Annotated in this window: 19 protein-coding genes; 8 read left to right on the top strand and 11 right to left on the bottom strand. The window is 70.3% G+C overall.

All coding sequences use genetic code 11. The features are described from left to right. Window positions 1-100: 100 nt before the first annotated feature. Window positions 101-1,549: an MFS transporter gene (locus AB0G63_RS36800; protein ID WP_360759498.1), complete on the bottom strand. Its 1,449-nt coding sequence runs from the start codon at window positions 1,547-1,549 to the stop codon at window positions 101-103. Between the two features lie 103 nt (window positions 1,550-1,652). Between AB0G63_RS36800 and AB0G63_RS36795 the strand changes: the two genes are divergently transcribed. Next, a complete protein-coding gene (locus AB0G63_RS36795; protein WP_360759495.1) occupies window positions 1,653-2,309 on the top strand; it encodes a TetR/AcrR family transcriptional regulator in 657 nt (218 codons plus the stop codon). A gap of 87 nt (window positions 2,310-2,396) precedes the next feature. After that, the gene (locus AB0G63_RS36790; protein WP_360759492.1) at window positions 2,397-3,305 is read left to right on the top strand and encodes an LLM class flavin-dependent oxidoreductase; all 909 of its coding nucleotides are present in this window, start codon (window positions 2,397-2,399) and stop codon (window positions 3,303-3,305) included. Window positions 3,306-3,318: 13 nt separating this feature from the next. Here AB0G63_RS36790 and asnB read toward each other — a convergent pair whose 3' ends face one another. From asnB to AB0G63_RS36755, 7 genes are all read right to left on the bottom strand, one after another. Further along, window positions 3,319-5,172 carry an asparagine synthase (glutamine-hydrolyzing) gene (asnB, locus tag AB0G63_RS36785; RefSeq protein ID WP_360759490.1) on the bottom strand — a complete coding sequence of 618 codons (1,854 nt, stop codon included), beginning with the start codon at window positions 5,170-5,172 and terminating at the stop codon, window positions 3,319-3,321. Window positions 5,173-5,436: 264 nt separating this feature from the next. Further along, the gene (locus tag AB0G63_RS36780; protein ID WP_360759488.1) at window positions 5,437-6,825 is read right to left on the bottom strand and encodes an FAD-binding oxidoreductase; all 1,389 of its coding nucleotides are present in this window, start codon (window positions 6,823-6,825) and stop codon (window positions 5,437-5,439) included. Between the two features lie 4 nt (window positions 6,826-6,829). After that, window positions 6,830-8,233 carry an adenylosuccinate lyase family protein gene (locus AB0G63_RS36775; protein WP_360759485.1) on the bottom strand — a complete coding sequence of 468 codons (1,404 nt, stop codon included), beginning with the start codon at window positions 8,231-8,233 and terminating at the stop codon, window positions 6,830-6,832. Further along, complete coding sequence (locus AB0G63_RS36770) at window positions 8,230-10,209, bottom strand: FAD/NAD(P)-binding protein (RefSeq protein ID WP_360759482.1); 1,980 nt, start codon at window positions 10,207-10,209, stop codon at window positions 8,230-8,232. Before AB0G63_RS36770 ends, AB0G63_RS36775 begins: the two co-directional genes overlap by 4 nt. Continuing rightward, window positions 10,206-11,405, bottom strand: a complete 1,200-nt coding sequence (locus AB0G63_RS36765; RefSeq protein ID WP_360759479.1) for a 3-hydroxybenzoate 6-monooxygenase — start codon at window positions 11,403-11,405, stop codon at window positions 10,206-10,208. The genes AB0G63_RS36770 and AB0G63_RS36765 overlap by 4 nt, the downstream gene beginning before the upstream one ends. A 2-nt stretch (window positions 11,406-11,407) precedes the next feature. Continuing rightward, entirely contained in the window at window positions 11,408-12,976 is a 1,569-nt protein-coding gene (locus tag AB0G63_RS36760; protein ID WP_360759476.1) for an AMP-binding protein, read from the bottom strand. A 17-nt stretch (window positions 12,977-12,993) separates the two neighbouring features. Continuing rightward, a complete protein-coding gene (locus tag AB0G63_RS36755; RefSeq protein ID WP_360759473.1) occupies window positions 12,994-13,530 on the bottom strand; it encodes an SRPBCC family protein in 537 nt (178 codons plus the stop codon). A 141-nt stretch (window positions 13,531-13,671) separates the two neighbouring features. Here AB0G63_RS36755 and AB0G63_RS36750 point away from each other — a divergent pair, with 141 nt between their 5' ends. After that, complete coding sequence (locus AB0G63_RS36750; RefSeq protein WP_360759470.1) at window positions 13,672-14,661, top strand: NADPH:quinone reductase; 990 nt, start codon at window positions 13,672-13,674, stop codon at window positions 14,659-14,661. Between the two features lie 14 nt (window positions 14,662-14,675). On the opposite strand, the gene AB0G63_RS36745 is transcribed toward AB0G63_RS36750, so the two are convergent. Together AB0G63_RS36745 and AB0G63_RS36740 are read right to left on the bottom strand one after the other, a co-directional pair. After that, window positions 14,676-15,020, bottom strand: coding sequence for a VOC family protein (locus tag AB0G63_RS36745; RefSeq protein WP_360759468.1), 345 nt, complete (start codon window positions 15,018-15,020; stop codon window positions 14,676-14,678). Beyond that, window positions 15,017-15,205: a CopG family transcriptional regulator gene (locus tag AB0G63_RS36740; protein WP_360759465.1), complete on the bottom strand. Its 189-nt coding sequence runs from the start codon at window positions 15,203-15,205 to the stop codon at window positions 15,017-15,019. Before AB0G63_RS36740 ends, AB0G63_RS36745 begins: the two co-directional genes overlap by 4 nt. A 71-nt stretch (window positions 15,206-15,276) precedes the next feature. On the opposite strand from AB0G63_RS36740, the gene AB0G63_RS36735 reads away from it, so the two are divergent. The 3 genes from AB0G63_RS36735 to AB0G63_RS36725 all read left to right on the top strand — a co-directional run bounded on the left by AB0G63_RS36735 (window position 15,277) and on the right by AB0G63_RS36725 (window position 20,651). After that, the gene (locus AB0G63_RS36735; protein ID WP_360759462.1) at window positions 15,277-16,836 is read left to right on the top strand and encodes an MFS transporter; all 1,560 of its coding nucleotides are present in this window, start codon (window positions 15,277-15,279) and stop codon (window positions 16,834-16,836) included. Window positions 16,837-17,307: 471 nt separating this feature from the next. After that, window positions 17,308-18,525, top strand: a complete 1,218-nt coding sequence (locus AB0G63_RS36730) for an acetyl-CoA C-acyltransferase (RefSeq protein ID WP_360759458.1) — start codon at window positions 17,308-17,310, stop codon at window positions 18,523-18,525. Continuing rightward, a complete protein-coding gene (locus AB0G63_RS36725) occupies window positions 18,522-20,651 on the top strand; it encodes a 3-hydroxyacyl-CoA dehydrogenase NAD-binding domain-containing protein (protein WP_360759455.1) in 2,130 nt (709 codons plus the stop codon). The genes AB0G63_RS36730 and AB0G63_RS36725 overlap by 4 nt, the downstream gene beginning before the upstream one ends. Window positions 20,652-20,712: 61 nt before the next feature. Here the strand turns inward: AB0G63_RS36725 and AB0G63_RS36720 are convergent, their stop codons facing one another. Beyond that, window positions 20,713-21,729, bottom strand: a complete 1,017-nt coding sequence (locus AB0G63_RS36720; protein WP_360759452.1) for a hypothetical protein — start codon at window positions 21,727-21,729, stop codon at window positions 20,713-20,715. A 38-nt stretch (window positions 21,730-21,767) separates the two neighbouring features. Here AB0G63_RS36720 and AB0G63_RS36715 point away from each other — a divergent pair, with 38 nt between their 5' ends. Both AB0G63_RS36715 and AB0G63_RS36710 read left to right on the top strand, forming a co-directional pair. Further along, on the top strand, window positions 21,768-22,727 hold the full coding sequence (locus AB0G63_RS36715) for an NAD(P)-dependent oxidoreductase (RefSeq protein WP_360759449.1): 960 nt from the start codon (window positions 21,768-21,770) through the stop codon (window positions 22,725-22,727). A 24-nt stretch (window positions 22,728-22,751) separates the two neighbouring features. Next, window positions 22,752-23,126: an NTP pyrophosphohydrolase gene (locus tag AB0G63_RS36710; protein WP_360759447.1), complete on the top strand. Its 375-nt coding sequence runs from the start codon at window positions 22,752-22,754 to the stop codon at window positions 23,124-23,126. Window positions 23,127-23,385: the final 259 nt, after the last annotated feature.

The raw sequence follows: 23,385 nt of genomic DNA, 5'->3' as shown, positions 1-23,385 counted from the left end.
CCCAGGAGGCCGGCGCCGGCGGTCACCCCGTCTGCTCCCAGCATGGGGTGGCACCCCATCAGCTCGGGCACCGCACCGGCCGGTCAGTCGCCGTGTGAACTCACTGGGCCTTCTCGTGCGGTCCGGTGGCGGCCGCCGCCTGGATGACACGGTGGGCGAACAGCACTCCGCACAGGACGATCACGGCGAACGTTCCGTACAGCCACTGCGAGGAATGACCGATCTGCGTACTGTCTCCGCTGACGCCGGCCAGGTTGGTGACCGTGCCGGCGAGGGCCGCACCCAACGACGTGGCCACGAGCTGGACGGTCGTGATGGACGCTGCGGCGGTGTCCTTCTCCTGCGGGGTGTCGCCGACGGTCATGGCGGCCGCGCTCATGTGCGGCCACGCGATGCCGACTCCCGCGCCCGCGACGAACAGCAGCAGTGCCCAGAGAAGGACCGTCACCAGCGAGGCCGACGGACGCGACACCAGGGCCAGGCCGGCCAGTCCGAGGGCGCTGACGATCGGTGCGACACCGACGAGCAGCCGCGAGGCGCCCGTCCAAGCGGCACTGACCATGGAGCCCACGGTCCAGCCGGCTGCGATCGCGGCCCCGAGGAATCCGGCCGCCAGCGGGGCGAGGCCGCCGAGCTCCTGGCCGTAGAACGGCACGAAGATCTCGGTGGTGCTGGCGATGACCAACAGGGTCAGCGTGGCGTACAGCGGTCGTAGCGGCGAGCGGGGCGTGAAGGCAGCGGCAGGCAGCAGCCGCGGGGCCCGGGTCCGCTCGCGGTGGATGAGCAGGCCGAGCAGGAGCACGGCGACAACGAGTCCGCCGAAGTTGACCAGAGCCTGATGGGACAGGCTCGTCGCGCTCACGGTCAGCACCGCGGCCGCGACGACGGCGAGGTTCGGGAACGCCACCGGCGCGGTCTCGCCGCCCGTCCGGGCGCCCGGCATCGTGGACCGCAGCAGCAGGGCCACCACGAGCGCGAAGGGCACCAGGACCAGGAAGGCGATGCGCCACTGTCCCCACTGGGCGAAGGCGCCGCCGAGCGCGGGGCCGACGAGCGTGCCCACGCCCCACATCGCGGACAGGATGCCCGCCGCGCGCGTCCACAGGGCGGCGGGCAGGGTCGCGCTGATCATCGCGTAGGACAGACCGATGAGCAGCCCGCCGCCGATGCCCTGCACGGTCCGGCCGACGAGCAGCACGGCCATGTTCGGAGCCGCGGCGCACGCGAGGGTGCCGACCACGAAGGCGGCGAGCGCCAGCCGGTAGGCGTTGCGCGGGCCGAGCGCGGAGAGACACTTCGGCACCAGCGCGGACGACACCACGGACGCGAACATGAACAGCGTCGTGCTCCACGCGTAGAAGCGCAGGCCGCCGACGTCAGCCACGACCGACGGCAGCATCGCAGTCACTAAGTAGATGTTGATCGCATGCAGGGCGGTTCCGCCCGCAAGCACGACCGTCACGCCGAGATGAGGCGGTCGCAGCAGTGTCAACCAGCTGCGGCCCTCAAGGGCGACGGTGGATTCTGGGTCTTGCTGAGTCTGGGTCATCGGAGGCTCACATATCCCCGGCGGGTTTCATTACCAACCGGATCGTAACGGAATGGCGCGAGGCCGCCATCGGTCCAAAGTCGTACGCCCTTATGCTGTTGAGGTGGCATCGCGACCAGCACAACGCTCCACCGGCCGGCCCAGGGATCCGGCCATCGACCAGGCCGTCCTCGAGTCGGCCCTCGAGGTTCTGCGCGAGAACGGTTACTCGGGTTTCAGCCTGGAAGCGGTTGCCGCCAGGGCGGGCACGACCAAGCCGTCCGTCCTGCGGCGCTGGCCGAGGCGTCAGCGCCTGATCATCGCGGCGCTGGTGGCCGTGCTGGTCACGCCGCCGGTGCCGGACACCGGCTGCACCCGGTGCGACCTCATCGCCAGTCTCGAGTTGCTGGCGGACGCCCTGCTGCGGCGGGTGCCCCAGGGTGTGCTCGCCCCCCTGCTCGCGGACTGCTCGGCCGATCCGGAGCTTCGGGAGCACCTGACCTCGACGCTGATCCAGCCCGCTCGCGACGCGGTCGCGGCCACGGTCGCCCGCGCGATCGACCGGGGTCATCTGCGCCCCGGCCTGGATGCCGGCCTGGTGGTCGACATGCTGGCGTCCGTGGTGTTCCAGGGCAACATGTTCGGCGAGTCACGGTTCCCCGTCGCTCTCGCCGCCCATGTCGTCGATGTGCTGCTGCAGGGCGTCGCGGTGGACTTCGACGAACTCGTCGCGATCAGCCGTGCCACGCCGAAGTGGCACCGGCATCGCGACGACACCTGACAAACCCCGCTCCCCGCCGGGCGGCACGCCCCTCGTCCCGGTGTTAGTTTCGCAAGCCGGAAACGAGCACTAGGTGGACAGGACTTCATGACAGATCTGCAGTTCGGCTTCTCACTGACGCCGACCATCGACATCGCACTGCACCACGACCTGGTCCATGCGGCCGAGGAAGGCGGCCTCGACCTGGTCGGCATCCAGGACCATCCGTACGCGCCGACGCTGCTGGACACCTTCAGCCTGATGGCCGCCCTCCTGGTGCGCACGAAACGGCTGCGCTTCTTTCCGGACGTGACGAATCTGCCGTTACGGCAGCCCGCGGTGCTCGCCAACACGGCCGCCTCCCTCGACCTGTTGTCCGGCGGGCGGTTCGAGCTCGGTATCGGCGCCGGCGGATACTGGGACGCCATCAGCCGGCTCGGGGTGCCCCGCCTGACCACCGCCCAGGCGCTGGACGCGATGGAAGAGGCCATGAGCGTGCTGCGGGCACTGTGGCAGCAGGACGGCATCGTCCGGCTGAAGGGCGACTACCACAGTGTGGAGGGGGTACCGGCCGGACCCGCGCCCGCGCACCCCATCAACATCTGGATCGGCGCCCAGGGCCCGCGCTCGTTGCGGCTCACCGGCAGGATCGGTGACGGCTGGGCCGCGCCGATCCCCTCCTACCTGCCGTACGAGAAGTGGGCCGGGGCGAACGCCGTCATCGACGCGGCGGCCACCGCGGCGGGACGCGACCCGGCCGACGTCCTGCGGATTTCCCAGCTGGTCGGCACGGTGACCGACCACCGGGGGGACGCCGAAGCGAGGACCGGCTCCGCCCCGGTGCGCGGCACGCCGGACCAGTGGGCGCGGCTGATCGCCCGGCTCGCCACCGAACAGCCTTACCGGGCCTTCGTCTTCTGGCCCGAGGTGCAGAGCGTCGAGCAGATCGAACGCTTCGCCCGCGAAGTGGTCCCCGCCGCACGCCGGCTCGTCGAGAAGACCGAGCCGGCATCCTGACCGGCTCGGACGGCTACACGTCAACCCGGACGCCGTACTCGGTGGCCCAGGTGTTGAACTCGATCAGACGTTCGGGTACTGCGCGGGCGGTCCACAGGCCGCCCACGCGGTACGCCCCGACCGGGGCGTCGAGCAGCTTGCGGATCCCCTCCGCGGGAACCAGCTGCAGGACGGGCGCGTCGTCGGCGAGCAGCGCCGCGAACTTCTCCCGCAGCGCCAGCTCGTACTTGACGTCCTGGGTGGACGGATACGGGCTCTTCTTGCGTTCCAGCACCGATTCCGGCAGCACGCCCCGCATGGCGGCACGCAGCAGGCTCTTCTCCCTGCCGTCGAAACTCTTCATCCACCACGGCGTGTTGAACACGTACTCGACCAGCCGGTGGTCGCAGAAGGGCACCCGCACCTCGAGGCCCACGGCCATGCTGATCCGGTCCTTGCGGTCGAGCAGGAAGTTCTCCCACCGGGTGAGGTTGAGATAGTTGAGCTCGCGCATGCGTGCCTCGAGGCCGGTCTCGCCGTCCGGCCTCGGGACCTCCGCCAGGGCCTCGCGGTAGCGCTGTTCTATGTACTCGGCGAGGTTCAGCCTGTCCCACAGGCCGACGTCCTTCAGCGCCCCTATTCCGCCGCCCTTGCGGAAGGGGGTGTGCCACGGGAAGGTGTCGGAGTCGACCGCCTCCTGGTCGTGGTACCAGGTGTACCCGCCGAAGAGTTCGTCGGACGCCTCACCGGACAGGGCGACCTTCACGTGTTCCCGCAGTGCTCGGCACAGCAGGTACAACGAGTACTCCATGTCCCCGGTGGACACCGGCAGGTCCTGTGCTCGCAGTGCCGCGCGCCGCACATCGGGGTTCAGCAGGTCACGGTTGTCGAGCACGACGTTGATGTGCTCGGCGCCGACGTGTTCCGCCACTTCGATGGCGAACGGGGTGTCCGGGTCCTCCCACTGGATGTTCGCCTCGAACCGCTGGTCGTGACCGAGGAAGTCGATGGAGTACGTCCGCAGGGGGTCGCCGACGCCCTGCTGGGCCAGTGTGCGTGCGGCAAGTGCGGTGATCGCGCTCGAGTCCAGCCCGCCGGACAGCAGTGTGCCCACGGGGACGTCCGCGAACATCTGCCGTTCGACGATGTCCTCGAGCAGTTCGCGCACGGTGCGAATCGTCGTGTCCAGGTCGTCCGTGTGCTGCCTGGCCTCGAGCTGCCAGTACCGCATCTTGCGCAGCCCGCCCCGCGAGACGCGGACCATGGTTCCGGGACGGACCTCGTACATTCCCTGGAAGACCGCGTGTTCGGGCGTCTTGACGACGCTGAAGATCTCCCGGAGCCCTCCGGCGTCGACGACGGCCTCGACATCGGGGTGCGCCAGGATCGCCTTGGGTTCGGAGCCGAACAGCACGCCGTCGTCGGTCGGGTAGTAGTAGAGCGGCTTGACGCCCATCCGGTCGCGCACCAGCAGGAGTTCCTCGCTGCGGGCGTCCCAGATCGCGAAGGCGTACATGCCGTTCAGGCGCTCGGCGAAGCTCTCGCCCCACTCCAGGTACGACCGCAGTACGACTTCCGTGTCGCTGTCCGTGCGGAACCGGTGGCCGCGGCCCTGGAGGTCGGCGCGCAGTTCACGGAAGTTGTAGACCTCACCGGTGTAGACGATGACGGCCTCGGTCTCTGTCTGGTGATCGGCGACCATCGGCTGGCGCCCGCCCTCGAGGTCGATGATCGAGAGCCGGCGGTGTGCCAGCAGCACGTGTTCGGCCGCCCACAGACCTGTGTCGTCCGGGCCCCGGCACGCCATGGTCTCGTTCATGGCCGTCATGGTTTCCCGATGACGGCGCAGATCGCGCTGATAGCTGATCCATCCGGTCATACCGCACACAGGTACTGGTTTCCTCTCTGCGGCTGCTGTTGACGCTCGATCGGCGTCCTCAAGTCGGCGTGCCGCACGAACCGGAGCGCCGACACGGAGAATTGCACTTAGCAGTGTCATGGTGCGACTGGTCGGTGTAAATGCCTGACATGACGAACCCCGCACGAGATAATGACGGAACCGCCCTGCGTCATCGGCGGTCGCCGGCGAACCCGGGCACCAAGGGCGTAGCCCGGGGCTCGAGCCCCGGGCTGCGAATCAGATGACGCCGCGTCAGGTTGTCACGGGCGGGATGTTGTGATTGAGGCGGAAGATGTTGTCCGGGTCGTACTCGGCCTTGATCTCACACAACCGCCGGAAGTCGGCCGGCTCATAGGCGGCCTGCACGTGCTGCGGGCCGGTCTCGAGCGCCCCGATGAAGCTCGGGCAGGGGCCGCCCAGTCGCCACGGGGCCAGTGATTCGACCAGGTGGTGCTGGAAGCCGTCGACCACGGCTGCCCGCTCCGGCCCGGCGGAGGCCACGGTGAACACACTGAACCGCGCCTCCCGGAAGCCGACCGCGCTGGGGCGCCGCGGTGTCCGGCTCATGGCGCCGCCCAGGTGACGCAGCTCCACCACGGACACCGGACAGTCCGCCTCCGGACCGGCCAGCCTGCACAGTTCCTCGACCGTGTCCACGGTCAGCTCGCGCAGCAGCGTGGAGCGTTCCCGGTACGGGCCCGGCCGGGTCGGATCCTGGTGAATGGACCCGACGTCGCTGTAGGGCATCTCGCGCACGCCGTCGATCAGCACGGGCGCGATGCTCCGGAGGGGACGGACCAGCCGCTCACCGTCCACGGCGGAGCCGGTGTAGGCGATGCGCACGTGCAGCACGAACCGGCCGCGCAACGGCTCCGGCACCGCATCGACGGGCGGGAACCTCACCAGCGCCACCGATGAGGTCATGCCCTCCGGAACGGTGGCAGTCCATGCCCGGTAGGCGTGCAGGACGTCCGCGGCCGCTTCGCCGGGCAGGAACATTCCACCGCCGTACAGCCGGGACACCGGGAGCAGGTCGATCTCCATCGAGGTGACCACACCGAAATTGCCCTTGCCGCCGCGCATCGCCCAGAACAGGTCCGCGTTCTGGTCCGGCGACACGGTCCGCAGCTGCCCGTCGGCGGTCACCACGTCCAGCTCGCGGACATGGTCGACGGCGTACCCGTAGGCCCTGCCCAGCGGGCCGATTCCCCCGCCCAGCGTGTATCCGACCGCGCCGACCACGGGCGAGGCGCCGTTGAGCGGAGCGAGACCGAACCGGGACGCCTCGCGCACGAGCCGGCCCGAGCGCACCCCGGCCTCGATCCGCGCCGTGCGGGCGACGGGGTCGATCCGCACCCCCGTCATCAGCCGGGTGCTGATCACCAGCGCGTCGTCCGTGGGCAGCGACGGGCCGTGCCCGGTCGCCTGCACCGCGACGGGGAGCGAGCGGGCCGCGGCGAACCGGACCGCCGCCAGAATGTCGGCGGCCCCGGTCGCCGCGACCACGGCGGCGGGCCGGTGCCGGTGGATGGTGTTGTAGAGATCGTTGGCCAGTTCGTAGCCCGGGTCGCCGGGTTGCAGGACGGCACCCTCCGACTCCGAGAGGAGTCGCTGGATGTCGCTTGGTGCTAAGGCAGTCATGCCCTCATGTTTTCAGAGCACGGTCCACCAAGGGTCCTGCGACGCCCGTGTAATGGACGGGGTCGCACATTTCCGTCAACTCGTCGGCGTCCAGGCGGCCGTCGAGTTCCGCCGACTCGGCGAGCACCTCGGACAGCGGGCGGCCGGTCCGCTCGGTGTCCTCGGCGGCCCGGGTCAGCAGTCGCTTCGCGGCGCCCTTGCCGATGACCGGCGCCAGCGCGGCGACGATCCGCTCCGAGACGACCTGCCCACCGGTCAGGTCGAGATTGCCGCGCATCCGGTCGGCGCGCACCTCCAGGCCCTCGGCCAGCTCCGCCGCGGTGTGCGCGGCACCGCCGGTCAGCCGCAGGCACTCCCTCAGCAACAGCCATTCGGCGTGCCACGCGCCGCCCGAGCGTTCGTCCTCACTGACCAGACACTGCGTCAGTGAGGACGACAGTGCGGGAACCTGCAACGCGGCGCTGCGCACGAGCGTGGACAGCACCGGGTTGCGCTTGTGCGGCATGGCGGACGAGCTGCCCCGTCCGGACCCCGTCGGTTCGGTAACTTCCGCGATTTCCGTCCTGGCCAGCGTCTGCACGTCGATCGCCATCTTGCCGAGCACGCCCGCGGTGAACGCAAGGGCCGCCGCCAGATCCGCGACCGGGGTGCGCAGCGCGTGCCACGGCAGCACGGGCCGGGCCAGACCGGTCTCCTCGGCGAAGGCGGCGACCAACGCGTCGGCGTACGCGCCGGGATCGTGGTCGGCGGTCCGGGCGTACTCGAGATAGCCGGCGAGCGTGCCCGCGGCCCCGCCCAGCGCGACCGGCAGGCCGGATTCGACGAGTCGGCCGAGGCGCAGGTCGGCGTCGAGGATCAGCTGCCGCCAGCCCGCCGCCTTGAGCCCGAAGGTGGTGGGCACAGCCTGGAGCGCGAGGGTTCTGCCCGCCATGACGGTGTCCCGGTTGTCGGCGGCCAGCACCGCCAGCGCCTCGGCGGCGCGCGCGAGATCCCGCCGGATCACACGCACCGCGCGGTCGGCGATCAGCATGGCCGCGGTGTCGAGGATGTCCTGGCTGGTGGAACCCTGGTGGACGTACTCGGCAGCCTCCGGGGCGTCGGAGGCGACGACCGCGGTGAACGCCCGTACCAGCCCCACCACGGGATTGGCTGTGTCGCGAGCGGCCAGGGCGAGGTCACGCAGGTCGAGGCGGCCGGCCGTGGCCGCCTTGGTGATGGCGTCGGCCGCCGGTCCGGGCAGAGTACCGAGCCGGGCCTGGGCTCGCGCCAGCGCCGCCTCGGCGTCCAGCATGGCCTGCAGCCATGCCTGGTCGCAGACGACGGCCTCGATCGGCGTGCCTGCCCGCACCGGCGACAGCAGGCCCACGTCAAGGCAGGCATCGTGGAGAGCTTCCGTCGGCGCGGTCAAATGAGCACTCCCGTCAGGTCCGTCTCGTCGAGGTCCGGGCGGAACGCGGCAGGCACGTGCGCGACCGGCGGCAGGGCGAGGGCCGCACGGGCGATCGCGTCCGAGTCGCCCAGCGTGACCGAGTCGACCCCGGGGCGAATGCCGGCGGCCGTGACCCAGTGTACGGATTCGGTCGGAACACCGAAGGCGAAACGGCGCGGGTGAGCGCGTCCCCGTGCGTCGAGGATCCGGTACGGGCGTTCGGTGACGGCGAGCCCGCCGGTCTCGTAGCTCGTTCCGCAGGCTCCGTCGATGCGGTAGGTCGTGCACTGCTCGGTGTTGAGCAGGTGGAGCAGCAACGGGTCGGCGGTGCGCCGCAGGTCCGGCTCCGGGAGCCGCGCCTCGATCAGCACGGTGGACCGTACGGGCGGCCCGGGCACCCTGGACGAGGTGGCGACGAAGGCCCGGGCCGCGGTGTCCAGGCGAACCTGGGTGGCCGGACCGATGACATCGAGGATGCCCGCCTCGATCAACGCGATCATCTCCTCGATCCGCGAGACCGGAGGCCCGATGGAGAGGAAGGCGTTCAGCGGGGTGTACCACCCTTCGAGATCGTCCCGGTGCGAGTTGCCCTCGAGACCGCCGTGGTCCACCGCGAGCCGGATCTCATTGCGCAGATCCCTGAGCACGTCGAGCGCCGCTTTCACGGGACCGCTGACATTGCCCTGCTTCGCGTGGACGACGTCACACGCCAGGTACTCCAGCAGCCAGGACCGGAAATCCGCGCGGCTGATGAACTCACGGTCGCCATAGGGCCGGGAGATGGACTCCCAGTCCCACCGGTCCGCGGCGTCGATGCCGTGGGCGTCCAGCAGCCGGGCCGAGCTCTCCTTGTCGGTGGCGGCCAGATACCGCTCGACGAAGTGTTCCGCCTCCGCGTCCCTGCCCCGGGCCCTCAGCAGCGTGCCGTAGTAGACCGACTCCACCTCCCGGGTGATGAGCGGCCACAGGACTGTGCCGAAGTGGAGCCGGTCGCCGTCCTGCGCGTTCCGGCGCAACTCGGTGATGTGCTCGGGGGTGAGCAGCCTGGGGAAGTACCGGCCGAAGGCTCCCTTCTCGTTCTCGCCGCGGGCGTGATAGGGCACACCGCGGCGGGAGAAGGCGTGAAGGCGTGGCTCGTTGCCGGAGGGCCGGTACACGAGGCGGTCGCCCTCGCGGACGAACGCCCCGCCGCGGCCGACGCTCAGCAGCGCCATGTAGTCGAAGAAGTTCAGCCCGAGGCCGCGGAGCAGCACCGGCTGGCCGGGCTCGATCATGCTCAGGTCCGCATCGGCCGGATTGCCCGGGGTGAGGTAGGTGAGGTAGTGGATGCGGGCCAGGCTCGCCGCCCGTTCCTGCTGAGGTGTCAGGCGAGCGGGTACGTGGCCCTGCGCCAGGATGATCGCGTCCAGCTGGTTGAGCCGGGTCCGGTTCTCCAGACGCACGCCCTGGGGACCGCCGGGCACGCCGTGCGTGTCGGCCACGGCGACGGCGCGCGACCGGTGCACCTGAACGGTGACGTGAGCAGGTGCGTTCGCCACGATGCGCTCGAAGCTGTCGTGCAGGTAGCGGCCGTACAGGGAACGGGTCGGGTACGAGTTCGGCCCGAGGCTTCTGGCGTCAGCCAGGGTGTGCTCGTCGTAGCGGTCGGCGCAGTCCGGCCGCGCCAGGCTCTTGGCCCATTCGTACAGGCTGGGCCCCGGTTCGATGGGTCCCTCGATGCGGACGCTGTCGTCGGTGTACACGGTGATCTGGGACGCCACCGTGTTGGTCAGCAGATACCGCGACTGGTCGGGCCGCCAGACCGCGCCCGCACCGGGGACGGCCGGATCGACGACGTGCACGGTCACCGTTTCGTGGGACCGTTCCGCGCGTTCGTTGGCGCACAGGCGTTCCAGCACCGACAGCCCTCGGGGGCCCGCGCCGACCACACAGATCTCCAGATGCCGGCCGTTCATCCGGACGCTCCACCGGTCAGGACGGCGCCGAAGTCGCTTACGCCGTGCATCCAGGCCACGTGGTCGTGGAGTTGGGTCGCGGACATCGAGGAGAGCATCTCGTTGCGGGCCTTGGCGTCGGTGCCTGCCGGGTGCCACAGCCTGATGCTCTCGCGGGAGACGCGTTGGACAGCGGCGGTGCGCTCGAATCGTTCGTGGTTGTACTGGGCGAAGCGCCGGCCGAGCTCCCCCGTGGAGCAGTCGAGCAGGTCGCCCAGCAGCACGGCGTCCTCGAGCGCCTGGCACGCGCCCTGCGCGGCGTAGTGCAACATCGGGTGGGCGGCGTCGCCGAGCAGGGTGACCCGGCCGTCGGTCCAGTTGTCCACCGGTTCGCGGTCGACCAGGACCCAGGCCTTCCAGTCCTCCCCGAGCGCGAGCAGCCGCCGCGGTGCATCGGCGAGCCCGGCGAACAGGTCCTGCACGAACTGCTTCTCCACCGGCACCCCGGCGACGGCCTGTGTCGCGGCGTTGTCGAAGCTCGCTGCCAGGTTCAGGTACCGGCCGCCCGCGATCGCGTAGTGCACGAAGTGGCATTTGGGGCCCGCCCACCAGGTGACGGCGTTCCACCGCAGTTCGTCCGGCACCACGTCGATGGGGATGAGGCAACGGTAGGCCGTGATGCCGGAAACGCGGGGTTCACCGTCGCCCACGAGCTGCCCGCGGACCGCCGAGCGGATGCCGTCGGCGCCGATCACGGCGTCGCCGCTGATCCGTTCGCCCGTTTCCAGGACGACCGTGGCACTCATGTCGTCCTGCTCGTAGGCGGTGACCGCGGCGCCGGCCCGTAGCCGGACTCCCGGTGAGGCGAGGCAGGCGTCGTACAGCAAGCGGTGGAGTTCGCCCCTGTGTACCACGACATAGGGGTTGCCGAAGCGCCGGCGGTACTCCCCGGTGAGCGGCATGCTCACCACGTGCTCCCCGGTGACTCCGTCCATGAACCGCAGGTGGTCGATGTGCACGGCCCGCTCACGGACCACGGCACCGAGGCCGAGCCTGTCCAGCGCCGCGATTCCGTTCGGCGCCAGCTGAATGCCGGCGCCCAGCTCGGCGAAGCGGTCGTTGCGTTCCAGCACCTCGACCTCGTGGCCGGCGCGGGCGATGCTGAGGGCAGCGGCCAGTCCACCGATTCCGCCGCCGACGATCAGTACGTTGGCCATCGCTACTGAACCTGACTTCCGTTGCTCAACAACTTCGCCAACTCCAGTCTCTTGATCTTGGTGGTCGCGGTCTGGGGCAGGTCGGCGAGCCGCCACTGCACGGGGTCCGCCATGGCGGGCAGCGATGCCGTCGCGGCCTTCCACGCGACCATGTCCAGCGGCTCGTCGTCCCGTGTGCACACCACGGGGACGGCCCTGCCGTCCTGGCCCGGCACGATGATGACCTCGACGAGTTCCTCGAGCTTGGAGAAGAGCGCGTCCTCGGCCGCGAGTGTGCTGCCGAATCCGGCAATCACATCGACCTCGCGGTCGAGCAGGTGCAGGCACCCCCACTTGGTTCGGTAGCCCACGTCGCCCATGCGCCACCAGCCGTCGTTCTCCTGCTTGTTGTAGCGCTCGTCCTCGCCCAGGTACGTCAGCACCCGGCCGTCGGTGCGGACTTCGATGTATCCCGGTGACGACTCCGTCACCGGCTTGCCGTCCATGCTGACGACCCGGACGTCGGTCATGCCCGGGAACGGGAATCCGACGCAGCGGCCGTCCGCGTCTTCGGCTCTCCACCGGGTGAAGATCCGCCCGACGACGGGGCCCGCCTCGCTCTGGCCGTAGAGCTGGCCGAAGATCGGTACCCGGTGCCGGGAGGCACTCAGTGTGCGGTGCACGGTTCTCGGGTGGATCGCGTCGAAGGTGCTGCTGAAGTACTTCACGTCCGCCAACGGCTGACGCGGGTCGTCGGCGAGCTTCTCCCACCGCATGAACGAGTTGGGATGCGCCTCGACCACGCCGGGGCGCAGCCGGGCGAAGATGTCGGCGACGTGTTCGGGGTCGTCGTCGACGAGCATGATCAGCGGGAAACCGCGCAGCATCGCGATGGCCAGTGCGGTGAACAGCCGCGAATGCACGAACGAGACGTGGACCGCGACCGGGCGCCGTTTGCGGACGAATGCGGTCGCCGATGCCTGCGGCCGGTAGCGCGCCTCCAACGTCCGTCCTGTGTGGACGGCGAGTTTGGGAATGCCGGTGGTTCCCGAGGTGTGCGTGATGAGCGTCGGGTGGTCCGGCGGCATGGTGACCGGCGCGACCCGCGCGACCCCGGCGAACGCTTGCAGCTGCGTCGCGCCCGGATGGCCGCCCTTGGTGAGCAGTACCTGGCGGGCGTGGTCGAACACGGTCGCCGGGAGTTGGTCGTCGAGCTTGGCCTGATCGGTCACCAGATGCGGCCTGTCGACGCGTCGGACCAGCTCGGCGACGGTCTCTCCGTCGAGCTTGGGCGACAACAGCACGGGCACGGCACCGATCCGGGCTGCCACGCACGCCAGCAGGGTGATGTCGAAGCTGTTCGACTTGTAGATGACCACGCGCTCGCCCGGCCTGACGCCCGCGGCCCAGAACCGGGAGGCGAAGTCGTCCACCAGGTCGGCGACTTCGTTCACGGTGATACGGCGTCCCAGTTCCGGCGCCAGATCGAGATCGTGGTCGAGAATCAGCACGTTGGCGGGATGCCGGGACGCGGCCCGATCGAACAGCGTACCCAGTCGAATACCGCGGTTTGCTATGCGCTGGAGGAGCATCTATCCACCGTCCCCGGTTACTTCTGCTCGATTACCGCCTTGATGTTCTGCAACGTGGCCTGGAGGTCCTTGGCCAGCTTGGCGCTCCAGTCGGCGAAGAACCTGCGCTTCTCGGCCTCGTCCATTTCCGCGGTGATGCCCCTGATCCCCTCGGTGGGGGTGTCCATCTGGAAGTGGTGCACCAGGACGCATCCGTCGTCGGCCGGCTCGATCTCGTAGGACCACACACTCTCTTGTGCACGTCCGGAGCTGTCGCGCATGGCCCAGCGGAAGACGCGTCCGGGCTCGGCCGCGACCACTTGGGATTCGGTGGTCCAGGTGCCGCGCACGACCGGCGCCCACGCGACGACGTCCGGGGACCGCAGGTTCTCACCGCGGAAGACCGCGCCGACCGTGGCCGGCTCACCCGACACCCAGGTTCCACCGATGCATTCCGGGCTCCACTCGGCGCTGCGCGGCAGATCGCTGACCACCGCGTAGACCTCGTGCGGAGCGGCCGAAACACGGATGTCGGCCTTTACCTTGAACAGCGGAGTGTGCTGAGTTTGGCCCATGGTCTGAATCATGGTGAGCCGCTGCGGAGCCGGTCAAAGAAAGTCTGCGGCGGTGCGTCAGGTCGGCCGGTTCCACGTCGAGTTGACGAACAATGCGGTGTCTGCGTCGATCAAAGGGCCGGCACGACTGACAATGACGGCATGCGGGCAGCCTTCATCGAACGACTCGGACCACCGGGGAACGTCCGTTACGGCGAGCTGGAACCACCGCGGCCCGGGCCGACCGACGTCCTGGTCGACGTCATCGCCACCACGGTCAATCCGGTCGACACCTTCGTGCGTTCGGGAGTGTTCCGTACCGCGATCGAGTTTCCGTTCGTGATCAGCCGGGATCTGGTCGGCGTCGTGGCCGACAGCCGTGCTCCCGGCTTCTCCCCGGGTGAACTGGTGTGGAGCAACAGCCTCGGCCACAACGGCAGGCAGGGAGCGGCGGCGGAGCAGGCCGTCGTGGCCGCCGACCGGCTCTACCACCTGCCGGCCGGGGTACCCCCGATCGATGCGGTCTCCGTGGTCCATCCGGCGGGCACCGCGTATCTCGCGCTCTTCACGCACGGCGGTGTCCGGGTCGGGGAAACCGTCGTCGTGGCCGGCGCCGCGGGCAATGTCGGGAGCTCGCTGGTGACACTGGCCGTCGAAGCGGGCGCCAGGGTCGTCGCGACGGCCGCCGAGCGCGACGCGGACCACTGCAGGAGCCTCGGCGCGGCCGAGGTCGTCGACTACGCCGACCCTCGTGCGGCGGAACGTCTGAGGGAGCTGTGTCCACAGGGGGTCGACCTGTACGTCGACACGTCCGGCGAGAACGACCTGACCACCGCGGTCGGTCTGCTCGCGCATCGCGGCCGGATCGTGCTGCTCGCGGGCGCGCAGACACAGCCGGTCCTGCCGGCCGGACAGCTCTACATGAAGGACTGTTCCATCAGGGGCTTTGTCATCTCGCACGCCACGACGGCCGAACTCGCGGAGGCGGCGGGCACGATCAACCGCCTGCTCGCCTCCGGCCGGCTCCGTTCCCGGGCGACGGAGGTCCTGCCGCTGAGCGCGGCCGCCGAAGCGCACGAGCGAATGGAGAAGGGGCAGCTGCACGGCAAGCGAGTGGTCCTCGCTACGCACTGGCCCGTGCGGCACCGATGACAGCTGCCACAGGCTCACTTCTTGATCGGCGCCTGCAGGCTCCAGATGCGGCCGTCGGGGTCGCGCACCTTCATCTCCCGCGTCCCGTAGTGGGTCTCCTCGAACGGCGCGACGACGTCGAGGGACGCGTCGGCGTCGAACGTGTCGGCGTCCGGCACGCGCAGCACGACCTGGGTATCGGGCTTCTGGTCCTCGGGGATCTCGACGAGCAGAAGGTAGGGGCCAGAGCCGTTGCGGAGCATGCCCGAACCCTCTTCGGTCGCGAATTCGACCTGGTAGCCCAAAGCCTGCAAGAACTTGGCCGTCTTCCCCCAGTTGTGGGTCTCGAGGTACACGCCTTCGATGCCCTCGGTGCTCATGTCAACTTTCCTTTCGAAAGGTCCTGCTCCTGAACAGCGTCTTGCCCGTGAACAGCGAGATACGAGCGCAATGCGTCGGCGACCAGGGCCGACAGGGAGGACTCGCGCTCGATCGCATGGTGCTTTATCTCCCGAATGAGGTCCACCGGCAAGTAGACGTTGAACTGCTTGACTTCAGCACCCATGCTAGCATGCTAGCATGCGCTCCGATTGAGATTGAAGCCCGAGAGCTACCCATCGAATAGGAGCTCGAACGATGAAACGCCAATGGTGGACGCTGTTAGTTGTGTGTGCCGCCACGTTCATGCTGCTGCTGGACGTCACGATCGTCGCCGTCGCGCTGCCCGACATCCAGCACTCGCTGGACGCCAGTTTCAGCGGACTGCAATGGACGACGGACGCATACGCGTTGAGCCTCGCAGCTCTTCTGCTCACCTCGGGCTCCCTGGCCGACCTGTACGGCAGGCGGCTGCTGTTCGTCATCGGCCTGGCGGTCTTCACCGCGGGATCGCTGCTGTGCGGCATCGCATCGGACCAGTCGATGCTGGTGGGCTCCCGCGCGTTGCAGGGCATCGGCGGCGCCATCCTGTTCGCCACCTCCCTGGCACTGCTCGCCAGCACGTTCCAAGGCAGGGAGCGGGGGGTGGCCTTCGGCGTCTGGGGTTCCGTCGCGGGTGTCGCCACCGCACTCGGCCCGGTGCTCGGCGGCGTGATCACCAGCGGGATCAGCTGGCGGGGCATCTTCCTGGTGAACCTGCCGATCGGCATCGCCGCGCTCGCCATCACGGTGCGTCTGGTGGACGAGTCGCGACCGCCGCGTGCCTCCCGGGTCGACTGGCTGGGCATCCTGCCTCTCACCGCCGGACTGTTCAGCCTGGTGTACGCCCTGATCAGGGCCAGCGACACGGCCTGGGGCGATAAGGGCGTGCTGATCTGCTTCGGCCTGGCCGCTGTGTTCCTCGTGGCGTTCGTGGTGATCGAGTCGCGCGTGTCCGAGCCGATGTTCGACCTTTCCCTGTTGCGGACTCCGACTTTCCTGGGCGGCTCGATCGCGGCGTTCGCGATGAACGCCTCGCTGTTCGCGATGTTCATCTACCTCGTGCTCTACCTGCAGAACGCCCTCGGCTACAGCGCGATGGCCACCGGCGTCCGGCTGCTGGTCAGCTCCGGCTGCACACTCGTCGCCGCCATGGCGGCGGGCCGGCTGCTGAACCGTGTGCCGACCCGGTGGCTGATCGGTCCGGGCCTGGTCGTGGTGGGCATCGGCCTGCTGCTCATGACGGGAGTGACCGCCGGGTCGGAGTGGACCCACCTCATCCCGGGGCTCGTCGTCACGGGCATCGGCGCCGGAATGGTCAATCCGCCGCTGGCCTCGACCGCGATCGGTGTCGTGCCGGTGTACCGCGCGGGCATGGCCTCCGGTGTGAACCAGACGTTCCGGCAGGTCGGCATCGCCGTCGGCATCGCTCTGTACGGTTCGATCTTCACCTCGTCACTGCACGACGCGCTGCGCGAGCGGCTCGCGGGGATTCCCGGAATGCGGGGACAGACCGACGGGATCGCCGACGCCGTCCGCATGGGCGCCCCCGAGAAGGCGATCGGCGCTGCCCCGCAGCAGATCCGTGGACAGGTGGATCACGCGGTGCACGCCAGTTTCGCCACCTCGATGAACGACCTGCTGATCGCCAGCGGCATCCTGGCGCTGGTGGGCGGCGTCCTGGCGTTCTTCCTCATCCGCGCCAAGGACTTCGTCGCACCCCAGCCCCCCGGCCGGACGGGTGCGTCCCAACCGCAGAGCGCCGCCGGGACGAGGTAGCCGCGCCGCGGCGTCGCGACGCCCGGCACGCCCTCTCGCCGCACCGCGCGGAAGCCCGAGCTGCTCCTCCCCCGCTCCCGACTTCGCTCGACCGGGGGACACCGGCGAGGACTTCCGCGCGGCGCGCCGAGATCACCCGTCGAACGCCGGCAGCCCGGCCCGGTCAGCCTCGAATGCGCCGCCCGGCCCTCCACGTCAGCACGTCCACCACGCGCCTCTCCATGGCACACGATCACCTGCCCACGGTCACGTCCGGGAGCAGCACGAGCGCGTCGGTCTCCACCCGCGCCAGCGGCCCGGTCCGCCAGTTCAGGAGGAAAATCGCCAACTGCCGTATGGTCCGTTCGGGTGTGACCTTCGCCGCTCCACCCGTGAGGGGTGTGCAGTCGTGTTACTCATAAGTAGCATAGGCCTGAGCGCGCGCTCAGCGTGCCGCAGCAGTGCCATCCCGCACCCTGGAGGAGAGCCATCGTGCCTCGTACTGTCAGGGACGTCGTGTTCGTCGACGGCGTCCGCACCCCCTTCGGCAAGGCGGGCCCGAAGGGCATCTACCACGAGACCCGCGCCGACGACCTGGTCGTGAAGGCGATCCGGGAGCTGCTGCGCCGCAACCCGGGCCTCGACCCGAAGAAGATCGACGAGGTCGCCATCGCCGCGACCACCCAGATCGGCGACCAGGGTCTGACGCTGGGCCGCACCGCCGGCATCCTCGCCGGCCTGCCGCAGTCGGTGCCCGGCTACTCCATCGACCGCATGTGCGCCGGCGCCCTGACCGCCGTGACGACCACGGCCGGCTCCATCGCGTTCGGCGCGTACGACGCCGTCATCGCCGGGGGTGTCGAGCACATGGGCCGCCACCCGATGGGCGAGGGCGTCGACCCCAACCCGCGGTTCGTCAGCGAGAAGCTGGTCGACGAGTCCGCCCTGTTCATGGGCATGACGGCGGAGAACCTGCACGACCGCTTCCCGCACATCACCAAGCTGCGCGCCGACGAGTACGCGGTCCGCTCGCAGGAGAAGGCCGCCAAGGCGTACGCCAACGGCAAGATCCAGGCCGACCTGGTCCCGATCTCCGTACGGCGCACCAGCCCCGAGGCCGGCGAGACGGGCTGGGGCCTGGTCACGGCCGACGAGCCGATGCGCCCGGGCACCACCCTGGAGAACCTGCAGGGCCTGAAGACGCCGTTCCGTGTGCACGGCCGGGTCACCGCGGGCAACGCGGCCGGTCTGAACGACGGCGCGACCGCCTCGATCATCGCCTCCGAGGACTTCGCCCGCGAGAACGGCCTGCCGGTCAAGATGCGCCTGGTCTCCTACGCCTTCGCGGGCGTCGAGCCGGAGGTCATGGGCTACGGCCCGATCCCGGCGACGGAGAAGGCCCTCGCCAAGGCGGGCCTGTCGATCGAGGACATCAACCTCTTCGAGATCAATGAGGCGTTCGCCGTCCAGGTCCTGGCCTTCCTCGACCACTACGGCATCGCCGACGACGACGAGCGCGTCAACCAGTACGGCGGCGCCATCGCCTTCGGCCACCCGCTCGCCTCCTCCGGCGTCCGCCTGATGACGCAGCTGGCCCGCCAGTTCGAGGAGCAGCCGCACGTCCGCTACGGCCTGACCACCATGTGCGTCGGCTTCGGCATGGGCGCGACGGTCATCTGGGAGAACCCGCACTTCGAGGGGGACAAGTGAGCACCACCGCCGAACTGCTCAAGGGCGCGGCCGAGCTGTTCCCGGACGAGGTCGTCACCAGTGCGCACGTACGCCACTTCGACCTGCCCCTCAATGCCGGCCGTTTCGCGCTGATCACGCTGGACAACGGGCACGACCACACCAAGCCGACCACCCTCGGCCCGCAGTCGCTGGCGAACATCGACGCCGCCATCGACCAGGTCGAGAAGGAGGCCGCGGACGGCGAGATCGTCGGCGTCGGCGTGACCGGCAAGCCGTTCATCTTCGCCGTCGGCGCCGACCTCAAGGGCGTCGAGCTGCTCAAGCGGCACGAGGACGCGCTCGCCATCGGCAAGGGCGGCCACGACGTCTTCAAGCGGCTGTCGAAGCTGGCCGTCCCCACCTTCGCGTACTACAACGGCGCGGCCATGGGCGGCGGCGTGGAGATCGGCCTGCACTGCACCTACCGCACGGTGTCCGCGGCCCTCCCGGCGTTCTCGCTGCCCGAGGTCTTCCTCGGCCTGGTGCCCGGCTGGGGCGGCTGCACACTGCTGCCGAACCTGATCGGCGCCGAGAAGGCCGTCTCGGTCATCATCGAGAACAGTCTCAACCAGAACAAGCAGCTCAAGGGCAAGCAGGTCTACGAGCTCGGGATCGCCGACGCGCTGTTCGAGGGCGCCGACTTCCTGGAGCAGTCGCTGATCTGGACGGCGTCCGTCCTCAAGGGCGAGATCGTCGTCGAGCGCCCGGCGATCGACCGCGGCGAGGCCTGGGACCAGGCCGTCGCCAAGGGCCGCTTCGTCGCGGACTCCAAGGTGCACGGCGCGGCCCCGGCCGCCTACCGCGCCCTCGACATCATCGCCGCCGCCAAGAACGGCGACCTCCAGCAGGGCTACGACGCCGAGGACAAGGCGCTCGCCGACCTCATCATGGGCGGCGAACTGCGCGCCGGCATCTACGCGTTCAACCTGGTGCAGAAGCGCGGCAAGCGCCCGGCCGGCGCGCCGGACAAGTCGCTGGCCCGTCCTGTCACCAAGGTGGGCGTGGTCGGCGCCGGCCTGATGGCCAGCCAGCTCGCCCTGCTCTTCCTGCGCCGCCTGGAGGTCCCGGTCGTCCTGACGGACATCGACCAGGAGCGCGTCGACAAGGGTGTGGGCTACGTCCACGCCGAGATCGACAAGCTGCTCGCCAAGGGCCGGGTCAACCAGGACAAGGCCAACCGCCTGAAGGCCCTCGTCACCGGCGTGCTGGACAAGGCGGAGGGCTTCGCCGACGCGGACTTCATCATCGAGGCCGTGTTCGAGGAGATCGGCGTCAAGCAGCAGGTGTTCGCGGAGGTCGAGGCGGTCGCCCCGGCGCACGCGATCCTCGCCACCAACACCTCCTCCCTGTCCGTCACGGAGATGGCGTCGAAGCTGAAGAACCCCGAGCGGGTCGTCGGCTTCCACTTCTTCAACCCGGTCGCGGTCCTCCCCCTCCTGGAGATCGTCCGCGGGGAGCAGACGGACGACGCCTCCCTGGCGACCGCGTTCGCGGTGGCCAAGAAGCTGAAGAAGACCGCGGTCCTGGTCAAGGACGCCCCGGCGTTCGTCGTCAACCGCATCCTGACCCGCTTCATGGGCGAGATCCAGAACGTCATCGACGAGGGCACGCCGGTCGAGGTCGCCGAGAAGGCGGTCGAGCCGCTGGGCCTGCCGATGTCGCCGCTCGTCCTCCTGGAGCTGGTCGGCCCGGCGATCGGCCTGCACGTCTCCGAGACGCTCCACCGGGCGTTCCCGGACCGCTTCACGGTCTCCGAGAACCTCGCCGCCGTCGTCAAGGCGGGCAAGCGCGGCTTCTACGTCTACGACAGCGGCAAGCCGGAGCTGGACCCGGAGGTGGCCGCGCTGCTGAAGCAGGGCGACACGGTGCTGACCGAGGAGCAGGTCCGCGACCGCGTCCTGGACGCGGTCGCCCAGGAGATCGGCCTGATGCTCGACGAGGGCGTCGTCGCCGAGGCCCAGGACATCGACCTGTGCCTGATCACCGGCGCCGGCTGGCCCTTCCACCTGGGCGGCATCACGCCGTACCTGGACCGCGAGGGCGTCTCCGAGCGCGTGAACGGCAAGAAGTTCCTGGCGCCGGGCGTGGCGTCGGTGCCCGCGTAACCGCCGTACGCACCTGAAGAGGGCCTCCGCCGCACGGCGGAGGCCCTCTTTCACCGTTTCCTCAGGCCTCCCGCCACGCCTCCAGCGCGAGGCCCGGCTCGTCCTTGCGGCGGGTGAGCAGCAGGCCGCCGGTGGACGGGGACAACGTTGCAGCCACCACACGGCCGTCCTCGTCCACGGCCGGCGACACCCCGGCGTCCGCGGGCAGTTGCGGCCCGGACTCCGCCCACCAGGCGCCGGCCGACTCCTGCTCGGTCGGGTACGCGGCAAAAGCCACCCGGCCGCTCGCCGAACGCTGGGCGAGCAACGTGCAGTCGTGACCGTCGAGTTCACAGCGGACGGCACGCACCGGGCCGGGGCCCGCGGAGGGCAGCAGGGCGGCCGGCTTGGAGCCGGGGCGCCAGGCGCACAGGTCGCCCGACTCGGCGGTGTAGAAGAGGGTCGTACTCTCCGCGGAGGTCGCCAGCGCGTACAGGGTGCCCGGGCGGACCGGCGCCTCCAGCGCCTCCTGGAGGACCGGCTGCGCGCCCGGCTCCTCCTGCCGCCAGTGCAGGATGCCGCCGGGCACGGCCGCGTACAGTTGCACGCGCCCCGACTCCCCCGTCACGGCCGCCAACCCGTCCTGTACGTCACTGCCCTTGAGGTCCCGCCAGGGGTCCCAGCCGCCCTTCTCCTTCTGGGCGACCATGCTCACCCCGCCGCCCCGGTTGCGGACGAAGACATGGCTCCGGCCCTGCGCGTCGACCGCCACGGCGGGCGTGCCGGTGACGGCGCCCTTCTTGTCGGGGTGGCCGACCGGGACCCAGTCGAGGGCGGCGAGCCGCGGCCGGAAGTGGGTGGAGTGGACGAGGCCCGCCTCGCCGGACCCGGTGGGCCGCCACGAGACCAGGTGGGCGTACCGGTCGGGGCCCTGGCCGACGGCGCACGAGCCGAGCAGCCTCTGCTCGCCGCCGACTCGGCGGGCGGGCGACCAGGGGCCGCCGGGCGCCCGTTCCGCCCGGCACAGGACCGCGTCGCCCGCGGACAGGTAGACACTGAGCCGGCCGTCACGGCCGCGCAGGAGCCAGTCGCCGTTCACCGGTTCACTCTAAGCGTGCGGCTCCCTGGGCGGTTGAGGTGGGGGCCGGGCGTTCGAACGGGCAGGCTGGACCCCGGCACCAACACAGGCCGCACGCCACCCCGGAAAGGGAAACCCACGAAATGACCGACAACTTGACCGTGAGCGTCCTCGGCACGGGCATCATGGGGGCCGCGATGGCCCGCAACCTCGCCCGCGCCGGCCACACCGTCCACGTCTGGAACCGCACCCGCGCCAAGGCCGAGCCGCTCGCCGCCGACGGCGCGCAGGTCGCCGACAGCCCCGCCGAGGCGGTGCGGGGCGCCGACGTGGTGCTGACGATCCTGCACGACGGTCCGGCCGCCCTGGACGTCATGCGCGCCGCCGCCGAGGCGCTGCGGCCCGGCGTCGCCTGGGTCCAGTCGACCACCGCCGGGATCGAGGCGACCGGCGAACTGGCCGCGTTCGCCCGCGAGTACGGCCTGGTCTTCTACGACGCCCCGGTGCTCGGCACCCGCCAGCCCGCGGAGGCCGGCCAGTTGACCGTGCTGGCCGCCGGGCCCGCCGAGGGGCGGGCGGCGGTGCAGCCGGTGTTCGACGCGGTGGGCGCCCGCACGGTGTGGACCGGCGAGGACGGCGCGGCCGGCAGCGCGACCCGCCTGAAGCTGGTCGCCAACAGCTGGGTGCTCGCGGCCACCACGGCGGCAGGCGAGGTACTGGCCCTGTCACAGGCCCTCGGCGTCGACCCGCAGCAGTTCTTCGACCTGATCGCCGGCGGCCCCCTCGACATGGGCTACCTGCGCGCCAAGACCGGCCTGGTGCTGAACGACCAACTCACCCCCGCCCAGTTCGCGGTGGTCACCGCGGCCAAGGACGCGCGGCTGATCGTCGAGGCGGGGCGGCAGAACGGCGTACGGCTGGACGTCGCCGCCGCGAGCGCCGAACGCCTGGAGCGCGCCGCGGCGCAGGGCCACGGCGACGAGGACATGGTGGCGGCGTACTTCGCCAGCTTCGACTGAGCCGGTCCGTGTCACCCTTGCCGCATGGACGCGGAACTCCCCCTGCTGGTGATCGTCGACGGCGCGAACGTGGTCGGGTCGGTGCCCGACGGCTGGTGGCGGGACCGGCGGGGAGCCGCGGAACGTCTGCGGGACCGGCTGGCCTCGGACGGCCTGCCGGGCCGCTCCGGCCCGGTGGAACTGGTCCTCGTCGTCGAGGGCGCGGCACAGGGCGTGGAGTCCGTGCCGGGCGTACAGGTGGAGTCCGCGCCCGGCAGTGGCGACGACCACATAGTCGCCCTGACCGCCCGGGCCGGCCACCGCCCGGTCCTGGTGGTCACGGCGGACCGCGAACTGCGCCGCAGAGTAACCGAACTGGGCGCCGAAGTAACCGGCCCCCGCTCGGTCCGCCCAACCTAGTGCAGGCCGCACACGACGGTGAGGCACGTCCTGGCTTGTCGCACGACCAGAGGCCGCGGTGAAGCGGTGTCCGGGCCGTCGCGGGACCCGCGCCCGCCGACGGCGGGAAGGGGACGGGACGGGGGTGTTCGCCCGCAGCGGTGGGCGCGTCAACCCCAGTACCTCTCCAGCGCCCGATTCCGCGCCGTTCCGAGGACGGACACCCCCGTGCCCGGCCCCCCCCCCCCCCCCCCCCCCCCCCCCCCCCCCCCCCCCCCCC

The organism is Streptomyces sp. NPDC020996, from assembly GCF_040641355.1.
In the GTDB taxonomy this organism is placed as follows: Bacteria; Actinomycetota; Actinomycetes; order Streptomycetales; family Streptomycetaceae; genus Streptomyces.
The sequence above is the reverse complement of the archived record's forward strand: the minus strand, read 5'-3'. Positions and strand labels throughout refer to the sequence as shown.